A 16,599-nucleotide genomic window follows, 5' to 3' on the forward strand; every position below is an offset into this window, starting at 1 on the left:
ATTGCCTTGACCCAGATCAACCAGAAATCTGCCAGCCTTGACGGTCCGGAACGGTGCGGCGACTGCCCCATCCGCTATCGCGCGGTCTGCGCGCATTGCGAAACGGACGAGCTTGCCCTGCTGGAGGGCATGAAGTTCTATCGCAACTTTGAGCCCGGCCAGCCGATCGTCTGGGAAGGCGACCGGATGGAGTTCGTCGGGTCCGTCGTCACCGGCGTTGCGACCCTGACGCAGACGCTGGAGGACGGGCGCACGCAGATGGTGGGCCTGCTGCTGCCAAGCGACTTCCTGGGCCGGCCCAGCCGGGACATCGCCCCCTACAACGCCATTGCCGCCACCAAGGTCGTCCTGTGCTGCTTCCGCCGCAAGCCGTTCGAGCAGATGATGCGCACCACGCCGCATGTCGCGCATCGGCTGCTTGAAATGACCCTGGATGAACTGGACGCGGCGCGCGAATGGATGCTGCTTCTGGGCCGCAAGACCGCGCGGGAAAAGATCGCCTCCTTCATCGCGATCATCGCCCGGCGCGACGCTGCCCTGCACAAGCGCGACCCGGGCGGGCGGATGCGGATCGATCTGCCCCTGACGCGCGAGTCGATGGCCGACTATCTTGGCCTGACCCTGGAAACCGTCAGCCGCCAGGTCAGCGCCCTGAAACGCGACGGCGTGATCGAGCTTGCGGGCAAGCGCACCATCATCCTGCCCGACTTTTCCCGCCTGGTCGAGGAATCGGGCGATGATTCGGATGGCGGCTATCTAAGCTAGGTCCACTCCTCCGGGATCCGGGGCATTGCCGCGACCAAGGCCTTGGTATGTTCGTGCCGGGGTGTGCCGACAAGCGCCTCGGGCGGACCTTCCTCGACGATGCGGCCTGCCTGCATGACCACGATCCGGTCGCTGATGCCGCGCACCACCGACAGGTCGTGGCTGATGAACAGGTAGGACAGCCCGTGATCGGCCCGCAGGCGCGCCAGCAGGTCCAGGACCTGCGCGCGGACGCGGACATCCAGCGCGCTCACCGCCTCGTCCAGGACGATCAGGGCCGGGCGGATGATCAGCGCGCGGGCGATGGCAAGACGCTGGCGCTGGCCGCCCGAGAATTCATGGATGAACTTCCGGGCGTCGGCAGGCTGCAAACCCACCTCGGTCAGCGCGGCGGCGACGCGGTCGCGCCAGTCACCCGGGCGACCGGTCAGGTGGAACGGCTCGGCCAGCAGGCGATCCACGCGCCAGCGGGGATCGAAGCTGCCGAAGGGGTCCTGGAACACCACCTGCATCCGCGCCCGCAGATCCCGGGGCATGTGGCCCTGCGCCGTGACCTCCCTCCCGTCCAGGCGGATGCCTCCGCCCTGCAGGGGATCAAGGCCCAGGATCACCCGCGCCAAGGTGGATTTCCCGCAGCCGGATTCACCCACCAGCCCGACGCTTTCGCCGCGCCCGATGGTCAGGCTGACCCCGTCGAGGGCCCGCAGCCCGCCGTCTGCGGTCCGATAGGCGCGGACCGCTTGTGTCACCTGCACCAACGGCACGGTGGCGGGACGGGGCGCACGCGCAGGCACATGCCGCGAGGCTGCGAAAAGTTGCTGCGTATAGGGATGGCGGCGCTGGCGGAAGACGGACTCGGTGGTGCCGGATTCCACGATCCGGCCCGATTGCATGACCGCGACCCTGTCTGCCATGCCGGCCATCACGGCAAGGTCATGGGTAATCAGCAGCAGGGCCATGCCTTCGTCGCGCACCAGCCCCTTCAGCAGGTCAAGGATCCGTGCCTGAGTGGTCACGTCCAGGGCCGTCGTGGGCTCGTCCGCGACCAGCAGGTCGGGGCGAAGCGCGATGGCAAGGGCGATGGCCACGCGCTGGCGCTGGCCGCCCGACAGTTCGTGCGGGTACAACGTCAGCGGGAAGCGGGAACCGGGCAGGCCCACGCGGTCCAGCCGTTCGCGGGCGCGGGCCAGGGCGCTGCGGCGGTCGAGGCCCTGGTGGAGGCGCAGCACCTCGGCCACCTGGTCGCCGATGGTCATCAGCGGGTTCAGCGCGGTCATCGGTTCCTGGAAAATCATCCCGATGCGGCGCCCCCGGATGCGGCACAGCGCCGCTTCCGGCTGCTCCAGCAGGTTCTGCCCATCCAGCATCGCCCGACCCGATGCCCGCGCCCCCTGCGGCAGCAGCCCCATGATCGCCAGGGCGGTCATCGACTTGCCGCTGCCGGATTCGCCGACCAGCCCGGTGACGTTGCCCGGCGCCAGGTCCAGCGACACGTCCCGCAGGATCGGCCGCCCGTTTATGGCGACGGACAGGTCCTCCAGCCGGATCATCGCAGCACCCGCAGGCGCGGGTCCGAGGCATCGCGCAGCCCGTCTCCCAGCAGGTTCAGGCCCAGCACCGTCAGCACGATGCACAGCCCCGGGATGACCGCCACATGCGGGGCGAGCACTGCCATGGTCTGCGCCTCGGCCAGCATGCGCCCCCAGCTTGGAACGGGGGGCTGCGCGCCAAGGCCGACATAGGACAGCCCGGCCTCGGCCAGGATGCCCAGGCTGAACTGGATGGTGGCCTGCACGATCAGCAGGCTGGCGACATTGGGCAGGACATGCTGCAGGCTGATCAGAGCCGCGCCCTTGCCCGCCACCCGGGCCGCGCGGATGTAGTCCAGGGTCCAGATCGGCAGCGCCGCGCCGCGCGTGACGCGGGCAAAGACCGGGATGTTGAAGATGCCGATGGCGACGATCGCGTTCACCGCCGAGGGCCCGAAAACCGCCGTGATCAGGATCGCGATCACCAGCGAGGGGAAGGCGAAGACCAGGTCGTTGCCGCGCATCACGGCCTCGTCCGCCCAGGTGCCGCGCCGCGCCGCCGCCAGCAGCCCCAGCGGCACGCCCAGGCCCATGCCGATCCCCACCGCGACCAGCGCCACGGCCAGTGATGTCCGCGCCCCCAGCATCGCCATCGACAGGATGTCGCGGCCCAGATGATCGGTGCCGAACCAGTGCGCTGCCGATGGCGGCAGCAGCTTTTGCGCGATCGCCAGTTGGCTGACATCATGGGGCGTCCAGAAGGCCGACAGCGCGGCCGAGGCCAGCGCCAGCCCGGCCAGCGCGCCCCCAAGGATCAGGCCGATCCTCATGCGCGGCGCAGCCTGGGATCCACGGCGGCATAGGCCAGATCGACCAGGAAGGTGACGGCGATCACGGCCGCAACCAGCACCAGAACCGCCGATTGCACCACGATCAGGTCGCGCTGCGTGATCGCCTGGAAGATCATTCGGCCCAGGCCGGGCAGGTAGAACACGTTCTCGATGATGATCGCGCCCGCCAGCAGGAAGCTGAACTGCATCCCCAGGATGGTCAGCACCGGGATCAGCGCGTTTCTCAGCGCGTGGCGGCGCAGGGTCTGGCCGGTGGTCAGCCCCTTGGCGCGGGCGGTGCGGATGTAATCCTGCCCCTGCGTCTCGACCAGCGCGGACCGCAGCACGCGCGCCAGGATCGCGGCCTGCGGCAGGGCCAGGGCAAGGCTGGGCAGGATCAGCGATCCAAGCGCGGCAGCGGGGTCGGACCAGCCGGGAAAGCCGCCCGCCGGCAGCCAGCGCAGCTTCACCGCGAAGACCAGGACCAGCAGCATCGCAAACCAGAAATTCGGCAGCGCGATGCCCAGTTGCGTGGCCGCCATCACCAGCCCGTCGCCCGCCCGGCCGCGCCGCGCCGCCGCGTAAAGTCCGACCGGCAGCGCGACAGCCACTGCCAGCGCCAGCGCCATGACCGCCAGCGGCAGCGAGACCTGCAACCGTTCAAGGATCATCCCGGCGACCGGCGTCCTGTAGGTGAAGCTGGTGCCGAAATCCCCCTGCAGGATCGCGCCTGCCCAGGCCGCGTAACGCAGGGGCAGGGGCTGGTCCAGGCCCATCTGCTGGCGCAGCGCGGCAAGGGTTTCCGGCTGCGCGCCCGTGCCCAGCATGAAGCTGGCCGGATCGCCGGGCACAAGCTCGGTCACGGAAAAGATCAGGGCCGAGGCCGCAAGCAGGCTCAGCCCCATCACGATCATCCGGCGAGACAGGTATCGCAGCATGGCGGCATTGCTAGCCTGCCTTGCGTTCGCGGTAAAGCGGCGGCGGCGTCAGCCCGCCTCGCCGCGGGGATACCAGTTGGCAAGGACGACCAGGCTGCCCGCGCCTGACGCCTCGACCAGGCGGGCGAATTCCTGCACGTCGCTGCCCCGGTGGTGATAGGGAAAGACCGTGACCGGCTTGAAGTCCGCGACCGCATCGGCCGCCTGCTGGACGGTCATCGTGTAGGGCAGGTTCATCGGCAGGAAGGCGACCTCGATCCCCTCCAGGTCGCGCATCTCGGGCGTGTCCTCGGTATCGCCGGCGATGTAGAAGCGCTTGCCGCCGATGGTCAGGACATAGCCGTTGTCGCGGCCCTTGGGGTGATACTGCAACCTGTCGGGGGTGGTGTTATAGGCGGGCACGGCCTCGATCCCCATGCCGATGGCCTGGGCCTGGTCGCCATTGGCCATGGCGGTCGCGCGCGACTGCATGTCGGCGGGCAGCATCCCATGCACCGCCGGATTGGCGATGATCGCCACGGCGGGCAGGGCCTGCAACGTGGGCAGGTCGAAGTGGTCGCCATGTTCATGCGTGATCAGGATCAGCGAGGGCTGGGGCATCCCGCGATAAGCATCCGCGCCCCCCACGGGATCGACATAGATCACTCCGCCCGGCGTCTCGACCACCACCGAGGCGTGATCGACGGGATGAAAGACCACCTGGCCCCCTTCGACCGGGTAGGAGAACGAGGTCGGCGCGGCGGTCTGGGCGGATGCGATGCGGGGCATGGCGGCGGCGCTGAAGGTGGCAAGGCCCAGCATCAGGCTGGCGCGGCGGCTGAGGATCATCGGAACACTCCGGGCACAAGGCTGAGAACGGGATGGAACACGGTTTGCGCTTGCGGGGTTCCCTTGCCTCTGTCCGCCGGGGCAGACTGGAAGGCAAGGCAACCAAGGAACCGAGGGGACGATGACGCATTTGTGGGTAAGGGCCGAAAGCCGCCCGAACGAGGACCGGGTCGGCATCACCCCCGATGGGGTGGCGGCGCTGACCGCCCAAGGGTTCACCGTCACGGTCGAGGACAGCCCCCGCCGCGTGCTGCCGACAGACGCCTATGCCCGCGCGGGCGCCACAATTGTCCCCGAGGGCAGCTGGCCCACGGCGCCCGACGACGCCATCATCTTCGGCCTGAAGGAACTGCCCGAGGACGGCACCCCCTTGCGCCACCGCCACGTCATGTTCGGCCATGCCTTCAAGGGCCAGCCCGCGAGCCAGGTGCTGCTGCGCCGCTTCCGCGACGGGGGCGGGCGGCTTTATGATCTGGAATACCTGACCGACGACCACGGCCGCCGGCTGGCTGCCTTCGGCTACTGGGCGGGCTATGCCGGGGCGGCGGTCAGCCTGAAGGCCTGGGTCGCCCAGGCGCGGGGCGGGATCTGCGGGCCGGTCCATGCCTATGCCGACAAGGCGCTGTTGCTGGAGGAACTCCGCGCGCAACTGGACGCCACCGGCCGCCCCCGCCCCCGCGCCCTGGTGATCGGCGCCAAGGGCCGCGTAGGCAGCGGCGCCGCCGACCTGCTGGTCGAGATGAACGTGCCCGTGACCCGCTGGGACATGGCCGAGACCGCGCATGGCGGCCCCTTCCCCGAGGTTCTGGCCCATGAGCTGTTCATCAACGCGATCCTGGCCCAGCCGGGCGCGCCGGTCTTCGTGCCCGCGGGCGCCGTGGCGCCGGGCCGTGCGCTGACGGTCATCGGAGACGTGGCCTGCGACCCGACCAGCGACTTTTCCCCGGTCAAGGTCTATGACCGCACGACGACCTGGGACCAGCCGGTGCTGCGCGTGGCCGAGAACCCGGTCCTGGACGTGATGGCCATCGACAACCTGCCATCGATGCTGCCGCGCGAAAGCTCGGAAGATTATGCAGGGCAGCTTCTGCCGGTGCTGGCGCAGCTTGACCGGATCGAGGCGGGGCCCTGGGGGCGGGCCGGGGCGCTTTATCGCGACCATGCGGAAAGGCTGACGCAGACGTGAAGCGGCGGGACGGAACGCCGCCCTTCCAGGCGTGTTCGGCCAGCGCTCCCTTCCCATCCCGCCGGAGGCTCGCATGGTTCCGTCCCGCATCGCTACCCGCCTGACCACCCTGACCGCGTCCCTGGGCCTGCTGGCCGGCCCGGCCCTGGCCCAGGAGTTCAATGCTGCCCCGCCGAATGCCCCGGACCAGCAGCCTGCCTTCGAGAACCAGACCCGCGCGCCCGTGCGGGCCGATGACGTGGCGCTGCAGCGGACGGTCCTGGCCGAGGGGCTGGACCATCCCTGGGGTCTTGCCGAACTTCCGGACGGTGCTTGGCTGGTGACCGAGCGGGCGGGCAACCTGCGGATGGTCGGCGCGGATGGCGCGCTGTCCGACCCGATCGACGGCCTGCCCGAGATCGACACCCGCGACCAGGGCGGGCTTCTGGACGTGGCCGTCCGGGAGGACTTCGACCAGACCCGGCGCGTCTGGATCAGCTTTTCCCAGCCACGCGAAGGCGGCGCGACCGGCACCGCCGTCGCGACCGGCACGCTGTCCGCCGATGGCAGCGCCCTGGAAGGCACGAAGGTCATCTGGCAGCAGCAACCGGCCTGGAAATCCACGAAGCATTACGGCTCGGTGCTGGTCTTCGACGGGCAGGGCGGGCTGTTCGTCACCACCGGCGAACGCTCGAACCCCGATTCGCGGGTTTATGCGCAGAACGTCACCACCACCCTGGGCAAGGTGGTCCGCATCGACCCCGACAGCGGCGCCCCCCTGGGCCAACCCGGCGTGGCCGAGGCGCTGCCCGAGATCTGGTCCTGGGGCCACCGCAACGTCCAGGGTGCGGCCCTGGACGACCAGGGGCGGCTCTGGACCATCGAGCACGGCCCGAAGGGCGGGGACGAGTTGAACCTGCCCCAGGCAGGCCGCAACTATGGCTGGCCGCGCGTGACCTATGGGGTGGAATACAGCGGCAAGCCCATCGGCGAGGGGATCACCCGACTGGAGGGGACCGAGCAGCCGGTCTATTACTGGGATCCGGTGATCGCGCCGGGCCAGATGACCTTCTATGACGGCGCGATGTTCCCGGACTGGCAGGGCGACCTGCTGATCGGCGGGCTGAAGGCGCAGGCCTTGGTGCGGCTGGAGCTGGACGGCGACCGCGTCAGCGGAGAGGCGCGCCACCTGCAGGGCATCGGCCGCGTGCGCGAGGTCGAGGTCGCCCGCGACGGCGCGATCATGCTGCTGACGGATGAGGACAACGGCCAACTGATCCGCGTGACCCCGGCGCAGGACGAATCCTAGGCTGGCCTTCTAGACTGGCCGCGTCACATCGTCCTCGGCCTCCTCGGGCGAGATGCCGAGGGCTTCCAGGCCGGATTCCAGCAGGTCGGCCAGGCGCGGCTCGCCCATCAGGTAATCCGCGGTGGGCGCGGTGCGCTCGGCCCGCGCGGTCTCGATGGCCTCGTCCAGTTCCTCGGGCTCGAAGCTTTCGCGGCCGATCCACATGACGGCGACCAGCGAGGCCTGCTCGTCCTCGTTCAGGTTGGCGATGAAGTCGCGCAATTCGCTCCGCACCCCACCTTGCCGCCCGCCTCCCGAATGCGCCCAGGGATTGACGCCGCTGTCGTATTCGCGGGCGCGGATGATGATATGGGCGATCTTCTCGGGGCTGATCTGCAGCATGGCCTGGCTCCTCTGGGCCACTGTCGCGCCATTGGGGCCGCCGGTCAATCCTTGCGGCCGAACAGGCGCTCGATGTCGGACAGGCGCAGCTTGACCCAGGTCGGGCGGCCATGGTTGCACTGCCCGGATTTCGGCGTGCGCTCCATTTCCCGCAGCAGGGCGTTCATCTCCTCGGCCGACATGCGGCGGCCCGAGCGGACCGACCCGTGGCAGGCCATGGAGGAGAGAACCGCGTCGATCCGCCCCCGCAGCCGGTCGGACGCGCCCTGGTCCGCCAGATCGTCCAGGATGTCGCGGATCAGCGCCGGGGCGTCCAGCCTCGCCAGCATCGCCGGGGTTTCCCGCACTGCGATGGCGCCGGCTCCGAAGGGCTCGATGACCAGCCCCAGATCGGCCAGGTCCTCGGCGATGGACAGGATGCGGGCGGCGTCGGATGCGGACAGGACCACGATCTCGGGGATCAGCAGGGCCTGGCGCGCGATGCCCGTGGCGGCCGCCTGCGCCTTCAGCCGTTCATAGACCAGCCGTTCATGGGCCGCGTGGCCGTCGACGATGACCAGCCCGTCATCGGTCTGGGCAATGATGTAGTTCTCGTGGATCTGCGCCCTCGCCGCGCCCAGGGGGGCGCCGACGGGTGCCGCGACCGGCTCCTCGGCGCGGGCCGATGGCGACTCGGCAAAGCCCGGCGCCGGCGCCTGCAGGTCAAGGCTGGCGCGGATGGCCGCGGGCGAGGGGCGATAGTCCATCTGATAGGTCCGCGCCACGGGCTCGGCCCTGAACGCCGCCAGCGTCGCATCCCCGACGGTCGAGGATGCGCGGTGCCCGGCATTCGCCAGCCCGTGCCGCAGGGCGCTGACCACCAGCCCGCGCGCGCCTTGCGGATCGCGGAAGCGCACCTCGGCCTTGGCGGGGTGGACATTCACGTCCACAAGCTGCGGGTCGCAGGCCAGGTACAGCACCGCCGCCGGATGGCGCCCCGATGCCAGCACGTCGGCATATCCCGCCCGCAGCGCCCCGGTCAGCAGCTTGTCGCGGACCGGGCGGCCGTTCACGTAAAGATGCTGCGCCACCGCCGCGCCGCGCGAATAAGTCGGCAGGGCGGCAAAGCCTGTCAGGGCCAACCCGTCGCGTTCGGCGTCCATGGGGATCGCATTGTCGATGAAGTCGCGGCCCATGACGCGGGACAGGCGGATCTGCAGGGCGTCGAACAGCTCGCCCTGTTCCGCGTCCGCGCGGAAGATTTCCTTGCCGTCGGCGCTCAGCGTGAAGCCGACAAAGGGTTCCGCCATCGCCAGGCGGCGGACGCATTCGGCAACCGCCATCGTTTCGGCCCGTTCGCCGCGCAGGAACTTCAGCCGCGCGGGGGTGGCGAAGAACAGGTCGCGCAGTTCCACGACCGTGCCGGGATTGGCGGCTGCGGGCCGCAGGGGCGCCAGCTTGCCGCCCGCCACGGCGATCACCGCGCCATCCCCGCCCCGCGCGCGCGAGGTGATGGTCAGCCGCCCCACCGCGCCCAGCGAGGGCAGCGCCTCGCCCCGGAAGCCGAAGGAGCGGATGGCGAGCAGGTCCGTCCCGTCGATCTTGCTGGTGGCATGGCGCGACAAGGCCAGGGGCAGGTCGTCCGGTGCCATGCCGCAGCCGTCGTCGCAGACCCGGATCAGCCGCTTGCCGCCCTCTTCTATGGCGATGTCGATGCGGGTGGCACCGGCATCCAGCGCGTTTTCCACCAGTTCCTTGACCGCCGAGGCCGGGCGTTCCACGACCTCGCCTGCCGCGATGCGGTTGGCGACGGATTCGTCCAGCTGCCGGATGATGGGCCGGATATGGGGGGCATGGCTGTTCATTCCCCCAAATCTAGCAAGCCCGGAGGTCTGTCGCCAGCGATTCCGTGAACAAGGGCGGGGGGCAAATGTCCCTTGGACATCCGCCCGGACCGGTTGCCCGAAGGCGCAGGCAGGGCAAGGCCCGCCTGCGGGTCAGTTCAGCGCAGGCTCGGCCTTGTCGGTCGCGCTGATCCCCTCGGGTCGGCCGACCAGCACGAAGCGCAGGTCATCCGCGTGCAGCAGCCGCCCTGCGACACGCTTCACGTCATCGGCGGTGACGGCCTCGACCTTGGCGTTGCGGGTGTTCACATAGTCGATGGGAAAGCCGATCAGCTGCATCCCGGCAAGGATCCCCGCGATCTTGCCGTTGCCGTCGAAGCGCAGGGGGTATTCGCCGGTCAGGTAGGTCTTGGCGTCGTTCAGTTCCTGGTCCGTCACGCCTTGGGCCATCCGGTCCCATTCCTGCCGGATCAGGTCCACCGCCTGGCCGGTCGTGGCGTTCGACCCCGCCATGCCGCCTTGCCAGGTCTGGCCATAGATGCCCGTCGCCAGCGATGTGCCGACCCCATAGGTCAGGCCGCGCTTTTCCCGGATCTCGTTCATCAGGCGGGAACTGAAGCCGCCGCCGCCCAGGATGTGGTTGGCGACATAGGCCGCGAAATAATCGGGATCGTCGATGGGCAGCCCCGGCCCGGCAAAGCTGACAATGGTCTGCGGGCTGTCCCAGTCGATCACGGTGACGCCGCCGGTCAGCTGCAATTCCGCCGGTTCCGGCAGGGGCGCGGTGCCTTTCTCGGGCAGGCCCCCCAGCACCTTGTCCAGCAGAAGGCCCAGTTCCTCGGGCGTGATGTCGCCTGCGGCGCCCACCACCACGCGGTCGCGCGCCAGCACCCGGTTCTTGGCCGCGACCAGATCCTGCCGCGTCAGCGCCGCCACCGATTCGAGTGTGCCGTTGATGGATGTCGCATAGGGATGATCGCCCCAGGCCTGGCGGGACATTTCCTTGGCGGCGATCGATTGCGGATCGGTCGCCTCGGACCGGATGATGGACTGGACCTGCGCGCGCACGCGTTCGACCGCCGCATCGTCGAAGCGGGGCTGGGTCAGCGCCTCGGCCAGCAGGGCGGCGGCCTCGTCGCGGTTCTCGCTCAGCGCGCGCATGCCGACGGTCAGCGCGTCGTCGCCCACGTCAAAGGAGAACTGCGCGCCCAGATCCTCGACCGCCTGGGCGAAGGCCACCGAATCACGGGTGCCCGCGCCTTCCTCCAGCGTGCCCGTCATCAGGTTGATGGCGCCGCGCTTGTCGGGCGCATCCAGGCTGGCGCCGCCCTTGAAGTCGAATTCCACCGCGACAAAGGGGATGCTGTCGTCCTGGACCAGCCAGGCCTTGATGCCGCCGGGCGAGGTCACCTCCTGGATGTCGATTGCATGGGCCGGAACAGCCAGAACGGCAAGGAACAGGGCAATGGCGGCGCGGATCATCCTTGCACCTCGGGCTTGGTTGTCTGGGAGGAGGCGGGCGGCGCCTTTGCGGCGGCGGGTGCGGGCGTGGCCTCGGGGGGGGCGGGCAGCAGCCAGCCGGTCACGCTGGCCTGGCTTCCCAGAACCTCGCGCGCGGCAGCCAGCACATCCTGGGCCGTGACGGCGGCCAGGATATCGGGCCAGTCCTTCACATCCTCGACCGACAGCCCGGTCGCCAGCCCCTGGCCATAGTCATAGGCCCGGCCATGCGCCGAATCGAGTTCGTAGACCCGCGCGGCCTCGATCTGCGTCTTCACCCGGTCCAGATCCGCCTGGTCGGGGCCGGTTTCCAGGAACCGCGCCAGAACCTTGTCCAGTTCCGCCTCGGCATCCTCGGGCGACATGCCGTCGGCAGGAACCAGAGAGATCGCGAAACTGGTCGGATCGACGGAAAAGCCGTCATAGCCCGCGTTCACCCACAAGGCCTTGCCCTTCAGCGCCAGTTCGCGCCCCAGGACCGAGGTCTGCATGGATCCGCCCAGAAGTTCGGCCAGGACCGTCAGGGCGGCGGCGTCCTTCTGGTCGCCGGGATTGCGCTCGGGGGCGACATAGCTGCGCGTCATCACCGGCTGCGGCACGCGGGGGTCGGTCATCTCCATCCGGCGCGGAGAGCGCTGCGTGGGCTCCTGCGGGCGGATGCGCGGCTCGGCCTCGCCCTTGGCGGGGATCGGGCCGTAATACTGCTCGGCCAGTTCGCGGGCGCGTTCCGGCGTCACGTCGCCCGCCAGGATCAGTACCGCCTCGTTCGGGGAATAATGGTCGTCATACCATTTCAGCGCATCCTCGCGCGTAAGCCCCTCCATCTCGGCGCGCCAGCCGATGATCGGACGGCCATAGGGGTGGTTGTAGAACAGGGTCGCATAGCGTTCCTCGGCGAACAGCGCCGCGGGGTCGCTGTCGACGCGCTGCGCCCGTTCCTCCAGTACGACCTGGCGTTCGGCCTGCCAGTCATCCTCGCCGATGCGCAGGTTCGCCATCCGGTCGGCCTCCATCTCCATCACCAGGGGCAGGCGGTCGGATGCGATGCGCTGGAAATAGGCGGTATAGTCAAAGCTGGTGAAGGCGTTGTCCATGCCGCCATTGGCGGTGACGGTCTTGGACAATTCGCCGGGCTCCAGCTTTTCGGTGCCCTTGAACATCAGGTGTTCCAGATAATGGGCGATTCCCGACTTGCCGGGCTGTTCGTCGGCGGAACCGATCTTGTACCAGACCATCTGCACGACCACGGGCGCGCGGTGGTCCTGGATCACGACGGTTTCCAGTCCGTTGGGCAAGGTGAAGTGGGTGATGCCATTCGTTTCCGAGGCAGGCATCTCGGCCAGGCTCGGCAGGGGGGCCAGGGTCAGGGCCATCAGGACAGGCAGGATCGGGCGGTGCATGGGGGCGGAACCTCCTTGGTCTTGCGGAAATCTGATCAAAGGCTGCGGCCCGCGCAACCTGTCACACGCTAATGTGTCGTCAGAGAGATGGGCAGGCACAGGGGGCCATGCGCCTGAAGCCCGGTCTTCCAGGCCACGGGACCGGCAGGATCGATGCCGCGGGTGCGGGCCAGAAGCCGACTGAACAGCACCTCCATGTTCAGCCGCGCCAGGTTGTTGCCCAAGCAGACATGCGGCCCCGCGCCGAAGGCCAGGTGGAGGTTGGGCCTGCGCGCGACATCGAAGCGGTCCGGATCCGGGAAGGCTTCGGGGTCGCGGTTGGCGCTGGCGTAAAGCAGCCCGAACTTCGTGCCCCTGGGCCAATCCTGCCCGCAGATCGTCAGGTCCTCGCCGGCGTAGCGATGGAAAAAGACCAGCGGCGGGGCAAAGCGGAACATCTCCTGCACGGCATGCGGCATCAGGGCGGGGTCTGCGCGCAGCCGCGCCATCTGGTCGGGATGGGTCAGCAGCGCGTGCAGCCCGCTGCCCATCACGTCGATGGTCGAGCCATGCCCGGCATGGAGGATCTGCATGATGGTCGCGATAAGTTCGTCATGGGTCAGCAGGCCCGCATCCTCGGCCCCGACCATCGCCGACATCAGGTCGTCGCGGGGACGGGCCTTGCGTTCCGCATGAAGGTCCTGCAGCGCGTCGTGGAACAGTCGCACCGCCCGTTCCGCCTGGGCCTTGCGCCCGGGGCTGCGGCGGCTCACGTCGAAATAGCTGACGGTTTCCTCGGACCACAGGGTCATCTGCGGGGCAAGCGCGGGATCGGTGCCGATCAGGTGGCCGATCACCTGTCCCGGCAGATGCGCGGCCAGATCCGCGATGAAGTCGAAGCGGCCCCGCGGGACCAGCCGGTCCAGCGCGGCATCGACCCATCCGGTGACAAACGGGCGCAGGCTTTCCAGCCTGGTCTTGGTGAAGAACGGAAACACCGCGCGCCGCAGCCGGTCATGGTCCGGCCCGTCGATCTCCAGCATCGAGGTCTGCACGAAGCGTTCGTGGAACGGCATGTCGTGGAAATTCTCGGCCCGCTGCAGGTCCCGGCGCTGCTCCTGGGGGAAGATCGCCGTGCCCCGCACCATCCGCCGGTCCGAGGCGATGGCCTGCACATCGGCAAACCGCGAGCCAAGCCGGAAGCCCTGCCACAAGGGCAGGCCGGGCATGGCCCTCAGCCGCGCATAGGCAGGCCAGGGGTTTTCGCCGAAGTCGGGTTCGGTGGGATCGAAGCCCCCGGTCATTCCTCGAGCGGGGCGGGCGAGGTCTGGGTGATCGCGCCCGCGCGCTGCCAGCGCTGCTGTTCGGTCCGCGAATCAAGCGCCAGGGGGCGATAGGCGCGCTGATAGACGGTGGTGCCGAACAGTGCCTCCAGCGGGCGGCGCTTGTTGCGAGAACGCCATTCCACGTCGGCCTGGGCCAGCGTCTGGCGGATGGCGGGATCGCTGCCGCGCCGGGTGGCATGGGCGACCAGCGCCCCGTCGGCTGCGGCGATGCCCTGGTCGGACAACCGCGCCGGGTTGCCGCCAAGGGCCGCAACGGCATCGGCATTCGGGTTGGGGTCGGTGATGTTGGCCCCGCCCGGGGTGGGGGCGGGCAGCAGCGCCAGGTCGGGCGGCATGGACAGGGGCCGGGTCGGCAGGATGGCGAATTCGTCCGGGCTGTTCTGGCCGGTCTCGATATTCATCAGCTGGTTGCTGCCGCAGGCGGAAAGCCCCATGACGGCCGCAATGGCGATGCCCCTGACGATAGCCTGCATGTCCTGCCCCTTGTTTGTTGCGCCCCGTTCTAGCCGGATTTGCCTGCCCCGTCACGGGTCTTGTCGTGGCTGTGATCGGCGGGCCTGCCACGCGGCTTTCGCGCGGCTTTCGGCGGTTCCTTCTTCTGCGGCACCAGGACCAGCCCGATGGCGCCCGCGAAGATGGCGATATCGGCCACGTTGAAGCTGTAGGGGTTCTGCCAGCCGGGCAGCGACATGTTCAGGAAATCCGCGACCGCTCCGTAAAGCAGCCGGTCGATCACATTGCCCAGAGCGCCGCCGATCAGCAGCCCCGCCGCGATCCTGGCAAACCTGCCGGCATTGGCGCGCCAGATCCAGATCCAGACCCAGGCCACGATCGCGATCGCGACCGCGATCAGGATCCACCTGGTCACGTTGGTCTCGGACGCCATCAGCCCGAAGTTCACGCCCTGGTTCCAGGCCATGCGCAGGTTCAGCCAGGGCGGCAGCACGTCGATCTCGCGCACCCGGTCCAGTCGCAACACATGGACCACCCAGTATTTCAGCACCTGGTCCAGCAGGAAGATCAGCCCCGCCGTCCAGGCCACCAGCCGCATGTTCGTGCGGGCGGGGGGCGCGGGCCTTTTGGGCGCGCGCGACCGCCTTGGCCTCGGCCCCGGTTGCTGCGGGGCCGGCTGGGGCGGCGGCTGGTCCAGGGGCAGTTCGTGCTGCATCAGTGCCGGAAATGTCGCTGGCCGGTGAAGACCATCGCAAGGCCCAGGCGGTTTGCCGCCGCGATCACCTCGTCATCGCGCATCGATCCGCCGGGCTGGATGACGGCGCGGGCGCCGGCTTCCGCCAGGGCCTCGATCCCGTCGGCGAAGGGGAAGAAGGCGTCGGATGCCACGACCGCGCCGATGGTCAGGGGCTGGGCTAGGCCAAGCGCCTCGGCCATGTCCTCGGACTTGCGGCGGCCGATGCGGGTGCTGTCCACGCGGCTCATCTGGCCCGCGCCGATGCCGACGGTGGCAAGGTCACGGGCATAGACGATGGCGTTCGACTTGACGTGCTTGGCGACGGTCCAGGCAAACAGCATGTCGTTGAGTTCAGCCTCAGACGGCTGGCGGTCGCTGACGACCTTCAGGTCCGATAGGCCCACATGGCCGTTGTCGCGGCCTTGGACCAGGAAGCCGCCCGCGACCTGCCGGAAGGCAAGGCCGCCTGCCTTGGGATCGGGCAGCCCGCCCGTGGTCAGCAGGCGCAGGTTCTTCTTGGCGGCGAAGATGCGTTTGGCGTCCTCGTCCGCGTCGGGGGCGATGACGACCTCGGTGAAGATCTTGGCGATCTCCTCGGCGGTCGCGCCGTCAAGCGTCCCGTTCAGCGCGATGATTCCCCCGAAGGCCGAGGTCCGGTCGCAGTCGAAGGCCCGCTTGTAGGCATCCAGTGCAGACTCGCCGCGCGCCACGCCGCAGGGGTTGGCGTGCTTGATGATCGCGCAGGCCGGGCCTTGGGCGGGATCGAACTCCGCCACCAGTTCGAAGGCCGCGTCAGTGTCGTTGATGTTGTTGTAGGACAGTTCCTTGCCTTGCCACTGCCTTGCCGTGGCCACGCCGGGGCGGTTCTCGCCCGTGACATAGAAGGCGGCCTGCTGGTGGGGGTTCTCGCCATAGCGCAGGGGCTGCGCCAGGGTGCCCGCAAAGGCGCGGCGGCGCGGCGTTTCCTCGCCGATGGCGGCTGCCAGCCAGGTGCTGACGGCGGCGTCATAGGCGGCGGTGCGCGCATAGGCGATCTGCGCCTGGCGCTGGCGGAAGGCCAGCGTGGTGCGGCCGTCGTTGGCGTCCAGTTCCGCCAGCAGGGCGTCATAGTCCTGGACATCGACGATCACGGTGACGAATCCGTGGTTCTTGGCCGCCGCGCGGATCATGGCCGGGCCGCCGATATCGATATTCTCGATGCAGTCGTCGTAGGTCGCGCCCCTGGCGACCGTTTCCTCGAAGGGATAAAGGTTCACCACCAGCAGGTCGATGGGGCCGATGCCGTGCGCCTCCATGGCGGCCAGGTGTTCGGGATTGTCGCGCAGGGCCAGAAGCCCGCCATGGACCGCCGGGTGCAGCGTCTTGACGCGGCCGTCCATCATCTCGGGAAAGCCCGTCACGTCGGCCACGTCGATGACCGTCAGCCCGGTCTCGCGGAGCGATTTCGCGCTGCCGCCGGTGGACAGGATCTCGACCCCCCGTGCCTCCAGCTTGCGGGCAAAGTCGATCAGCCCAGTCTTGTCGGAAACGGAAATCAGCGCGCGTTTGATCGGCACGGGACGGGACATGGGGGCCTCGCATCTGGTTTGCGGTGCATTAGCCGCATGCAGGCCAAAG

At 69.0% G+C, this 16,599-nt stretch carries 15 protein-coding genes; 3 read left to right on the forward strand and 12 right to left on the reverse strand.

Translation table 11 applies throughout. The features are described 5' to 3' along the window. Window positions 1–6 precede the first annotated feature (6 nt). Window positions 7–765, forward strand: a complete 759-nt coding sequence (gene fnrL, locus OU682_RS00705) for a transcriptional regulator FnrL (RefSeq protein ID WP_329609761.1) — start codon at window positions 7–9, stop codon at window positions 763–765. Here the strand turns inward: fnrL and OU682_RS00710 are convergent. Genes OU682_RS00710 through OU682_RS00725 form a run of 4 tightly spaced genes read right to left on the reverse strand, consistent with a single transcriptional unit; the run spans window position 762 to window position 4,890 of the window. Further along, window positions 762–2,315 carry an ABC transporter ATP-binding protein gene (locus OU682_RS00710; protein ID WP_268940142.1) on the reverse strand — a complete coding sequence of 518 codons (1,554 nt, stop codon included), beginning with the start codon at window positions 2,313–2,315 and terminating at the stop codon, window positions 762–764. The two genes, fnrL and OU682_RS00710, sit on opposite strands and share 4 nt — an antisense overlap. Further along, the gene (locus OU682_RS00715; RefSeq protein WP_268940143.1) at window positions 2,312–3,124 is read right to left on the reverse strand and encodes an ABC transporter permease; all 813 of its coding nucleotides are present in this window, start codon (window positions 3,122–3,124) and stop codon (window positions 2,312–2,314) included. The genes OU682_RS00710 and OU682_RS00715 overlap by 4 nt, the downstream gene beginning before the upstream one ends. Continuing rightward, entirely contained in the window at window positions 3,121–4,062 is a 942-nt protein-coding gene (locus OU682_RS00720) for an ABC transporter permease (RefSeq protein ID WP_268940144.1), read from the reverse strand. The genes OU682_RS00715 and OU682_RS00720 overlap by 4 nt, the downstream gene beginning before the upstream one ends. Before the next feature lie 48 nt (window positions 4,063–4,110). After that, a complete protein-coding gene (locus OU682_RS00725) occupies window positions 4,111–4,890 on the reverse strand; it encodes an MBL fold metallo-hydrolase (RefSeq protein ID WP_268940145.1) in 780 nt (259 codons plus the stop codon). Window positions 4,891–5,011: 121 nt separating this feature from the next. Here OU682_RS00725 and OU682_RS00730 point away from each other — a divergent pair, with 121 nt between their 5' ends. Together OU682_RS00730 and OU682_RS00735 are read left to right on the forward strand one after the other, a co-directional pair. Beyond that, the gene (locus OU682_RS00730) at window positions 5,012–6,076 is read left to right on the forward strand and encodes a saccharopine dehydrogenase (protein WP_268940146.1); all 1,065 of its coding nucleotides are present in this window, start codon (window positions 5,012–5,014) and stop codon (window positions 6,074–6,076) included. Between the two features lie 73 nt (window positions 6,077–6,149). Continuing rightward, a complete protein-coding gene (locus OU682_RS00735; protein ID WP_268940147.1) occupies window positions 6,150–7,364 on the forward strand; it encodes a PQQ-dependent sugar dehydrogenase in 1,215 nt (404 codons plus the stop codon). A gap of 9 nt (window positions 7,365–7,373) precedes the next feature. Here OU682_RS00735 and OU682_RS00740 read toward each other — a convergent pair whose 3' ends face one another. From OU682_RS00740 to purH, 8 genes are all read right to left on the reverse strand, one after another. Then, the gene (locus OU682_RS00740; protein ID WP_268940148.1) at window positions 7,374–7,745 is read right to left on the reverse strand and encodes a DUF3775 domain-containing protein; all 372 of its coding nucleotides are present in this window, start codon (window positions 7,743–7,745) and stop codon (window positions 7,374–7,376) included. A 44-nt stretch (window positions 7,746–7,789) separates the two neighbouring features. Next, complete coding sequence (gene mutL, locus OU682_RS00745; RefSeq protein ID WP_268940149.1) at window positions 7,790–9,589, reverse strand: DNA mismatch repair endonuclease MutL; 1,800 nt, start codon at window positions 9,587–9,589, stop codon at window positions 7,790–7,792. Window positions 9,590–9,721: 132 nt separating this feature from the next. Then, the gene (locus OU682_RS00750; protein ID WP_268940150.1) at window positions 9,722–11,050 is read right to left on the reverse strand and encodes a M16 family metallopeptidase; all 1,329 of its coding nucleotides are present in this window, start codon (window positions 11,048–11,050) and stop codon (window positions 9,722–9,724) included. Then, window positions 11,047–12,468 carry a M16 family metallopeptidase gene (locus OU682_RS00755; RefSeq protein ID WP_268940151.1) on the reverse strand — a complete coding sequence of 474 codons (1,422 nt, stop codon included), beginning with the start codon at window positions 12,466–12,468 and terminating at the stop codon, window positions 11,047–11,049. Before OU682_RS00755 ends, OU682_RS00750 begins: the two co-directional genes overlap by 4 nt. A 68-nt stretch (window positions 12,469–12,536) precedes the next feature. After that, window positions 12,537–13,751, reverse strand: coding sequence for a cytochrome P450 (locus OU682_RS00760; RefSeq protein ID WP_268940152.1), 1,215 nt, complete (start codon window positions 13,749–13,751; stop codon window positions 12,537–12,539). Beyond that, window positions 13,748–14,266 (reverse strand): DUF3035 domain-containing protein, encoded by a 519-nt coding sequence (locus tag OU682_RS00765; protein WP_268940153.1) that lies wholly within the window; start codon window positions 14,264–14,266, stop codon window positions 13,748–13,750. The genes OU682_RS00760 and OU682_RS00765 overlap by 4 nt, the downstream gene beginning before the upstream one ends. A 29-nt stretch (window positions 14,267–14,295) precedes the next feature. Beyond that, window positions 14,296–14,961, reverse strand: coding sequence for a signal peptidase II (lspA, locus tag OU682_RS00770; RefSeq protein ID WP_268940154.1), 666 nt, complete (start codon window positions 14,959–14,961; stop codon window positions 14,296–14,298). Next, window positions 14,961–16,550 (reverse strand): bifunctional phosphoribosylaminoimidazolecarboxamide formyltransferase/IMP cyclohydrolase, encoded by a 1,590-nt coding sequence (purH, locus tag OU682_RS00775; protein ID WP_268940155.1) that lies wholly within the window; start codon window positions 16,548–16,550, stop codon window positions 14,961–14,963. Before purH ends, lspA begins: the two co-directional genes overlap by 1 nt. Between the last annotated feature and the right edge of the window lie 49 nt (window positions 16,551–16,599).

The sequence above is a fragment of the Paracoccus benzoatiresistens genome (assembly GCF_026913015.1).
Lineage (GTDB): Bacteria > Pseudomonadota > Alphaproteobacteria > Rhodobacterales > Rhodobacteraceae > Paracoccus > Paracoccus benzoatiresistens.

Bases quoted from the DNA above. Each gene is read 5' to 3' on its own strand.
- OU682_RS00710 (WP_268940142.1), bottom strand. From the start codon at position 2,315: ATGATCCGGCTGGAGGACCTGTCCGTCGCCATAAACGGGCGGCCGATC.
- OU682_RS00715 (WP_268940143.1), bottom strand. From the start codon at position 3,124: ATGAGGATCGGCCTGATCCTTGGGGGCGCGCTGGCCGGGCTGGCGCTG.
- OU682_RS00720 (WP_268940144.1), bottom strand. From the start codon at position 4,062: ATGCTGCGATACCTGTCTCGCCGGATGATCGTGATGGGGCTGAGCCTG.
- OU682_RS00725 (WP_268940145.1), bottom strand. From the start codon at position 4,890: ATGATCCTCAGCCGCCGCGCCAGCCTGATGCTGGGCCTTGCCACCTTC.
- OU682_RS00730 (WP_268940146.1), top strand. From the start codon at position 5,012: ATGACGCATTTGTGGGTAAGGGCCGAAAGCCGCCCGAACGAGGACCGG.
- OU682_RS00735 (WP_268940147.1), top strand. From the start codon at position 6,150: ATGGTTCCGTCCCGCATCGCTACCCGCCTGACCACCCTGACCGCGTCC.
- OU682_RS00740 (WP_268940148.1), bottom strand. From the start codon at position 7,745: ATGCTGCAGATCAGCCCCGAGAAGATCGCCCATATCATCATCCGCGCC.
- mutL (WP_268940149.1), bottom strand. From the start codon at position 9,589: ATGAACAGCCATGCCCCCCATATCCGGCCCATCATCCGGCAGCTGGAC.
- OU682_RS00750 (WP_268940150.1), bottom strand. From the start codon at position 11,050: ATGATCCGCGCCGCCATTGCCCTGTTCCTTGCCGTTCTGGCTGTTCCG.
- OU682_RS00755 (WP_268940151.1), bottom strand. From the start codon at position 12,468: ATGCACCGCCCGATCCTGCCTGTCCTGATGGCCCTGACCCTGGCCCCC.
- OU682_RS00760 (WP_268940152.1), bottom strand. From the start codon at position 13,751: ATGACCGGGGGCTTCGATCCCACCGAACCCGACTTCGGCGAAAACCCC.
- OU682_RS00765 (WP_268940153.1), bottom strand. From the start codon at position 14,266: ATGCAGGCTATCGTCAGGGGCATCGCCATTGCGGCCGTCATGGGGCTT.
- lspA (WP_268940154.1), bottom strand. From the start codon at position 14,961: ATGCAGCACGAACTGCCCCTGGACCAGCCGCCGCCCCAGCCGGCCCCG.
- purH (WP_268940155.1), bottom strand. From the start codon at position 16,550: ATGTCCCGTCCCGTGCCGATCAAACGCGCGCTGATTTCCGTTTCCGAC.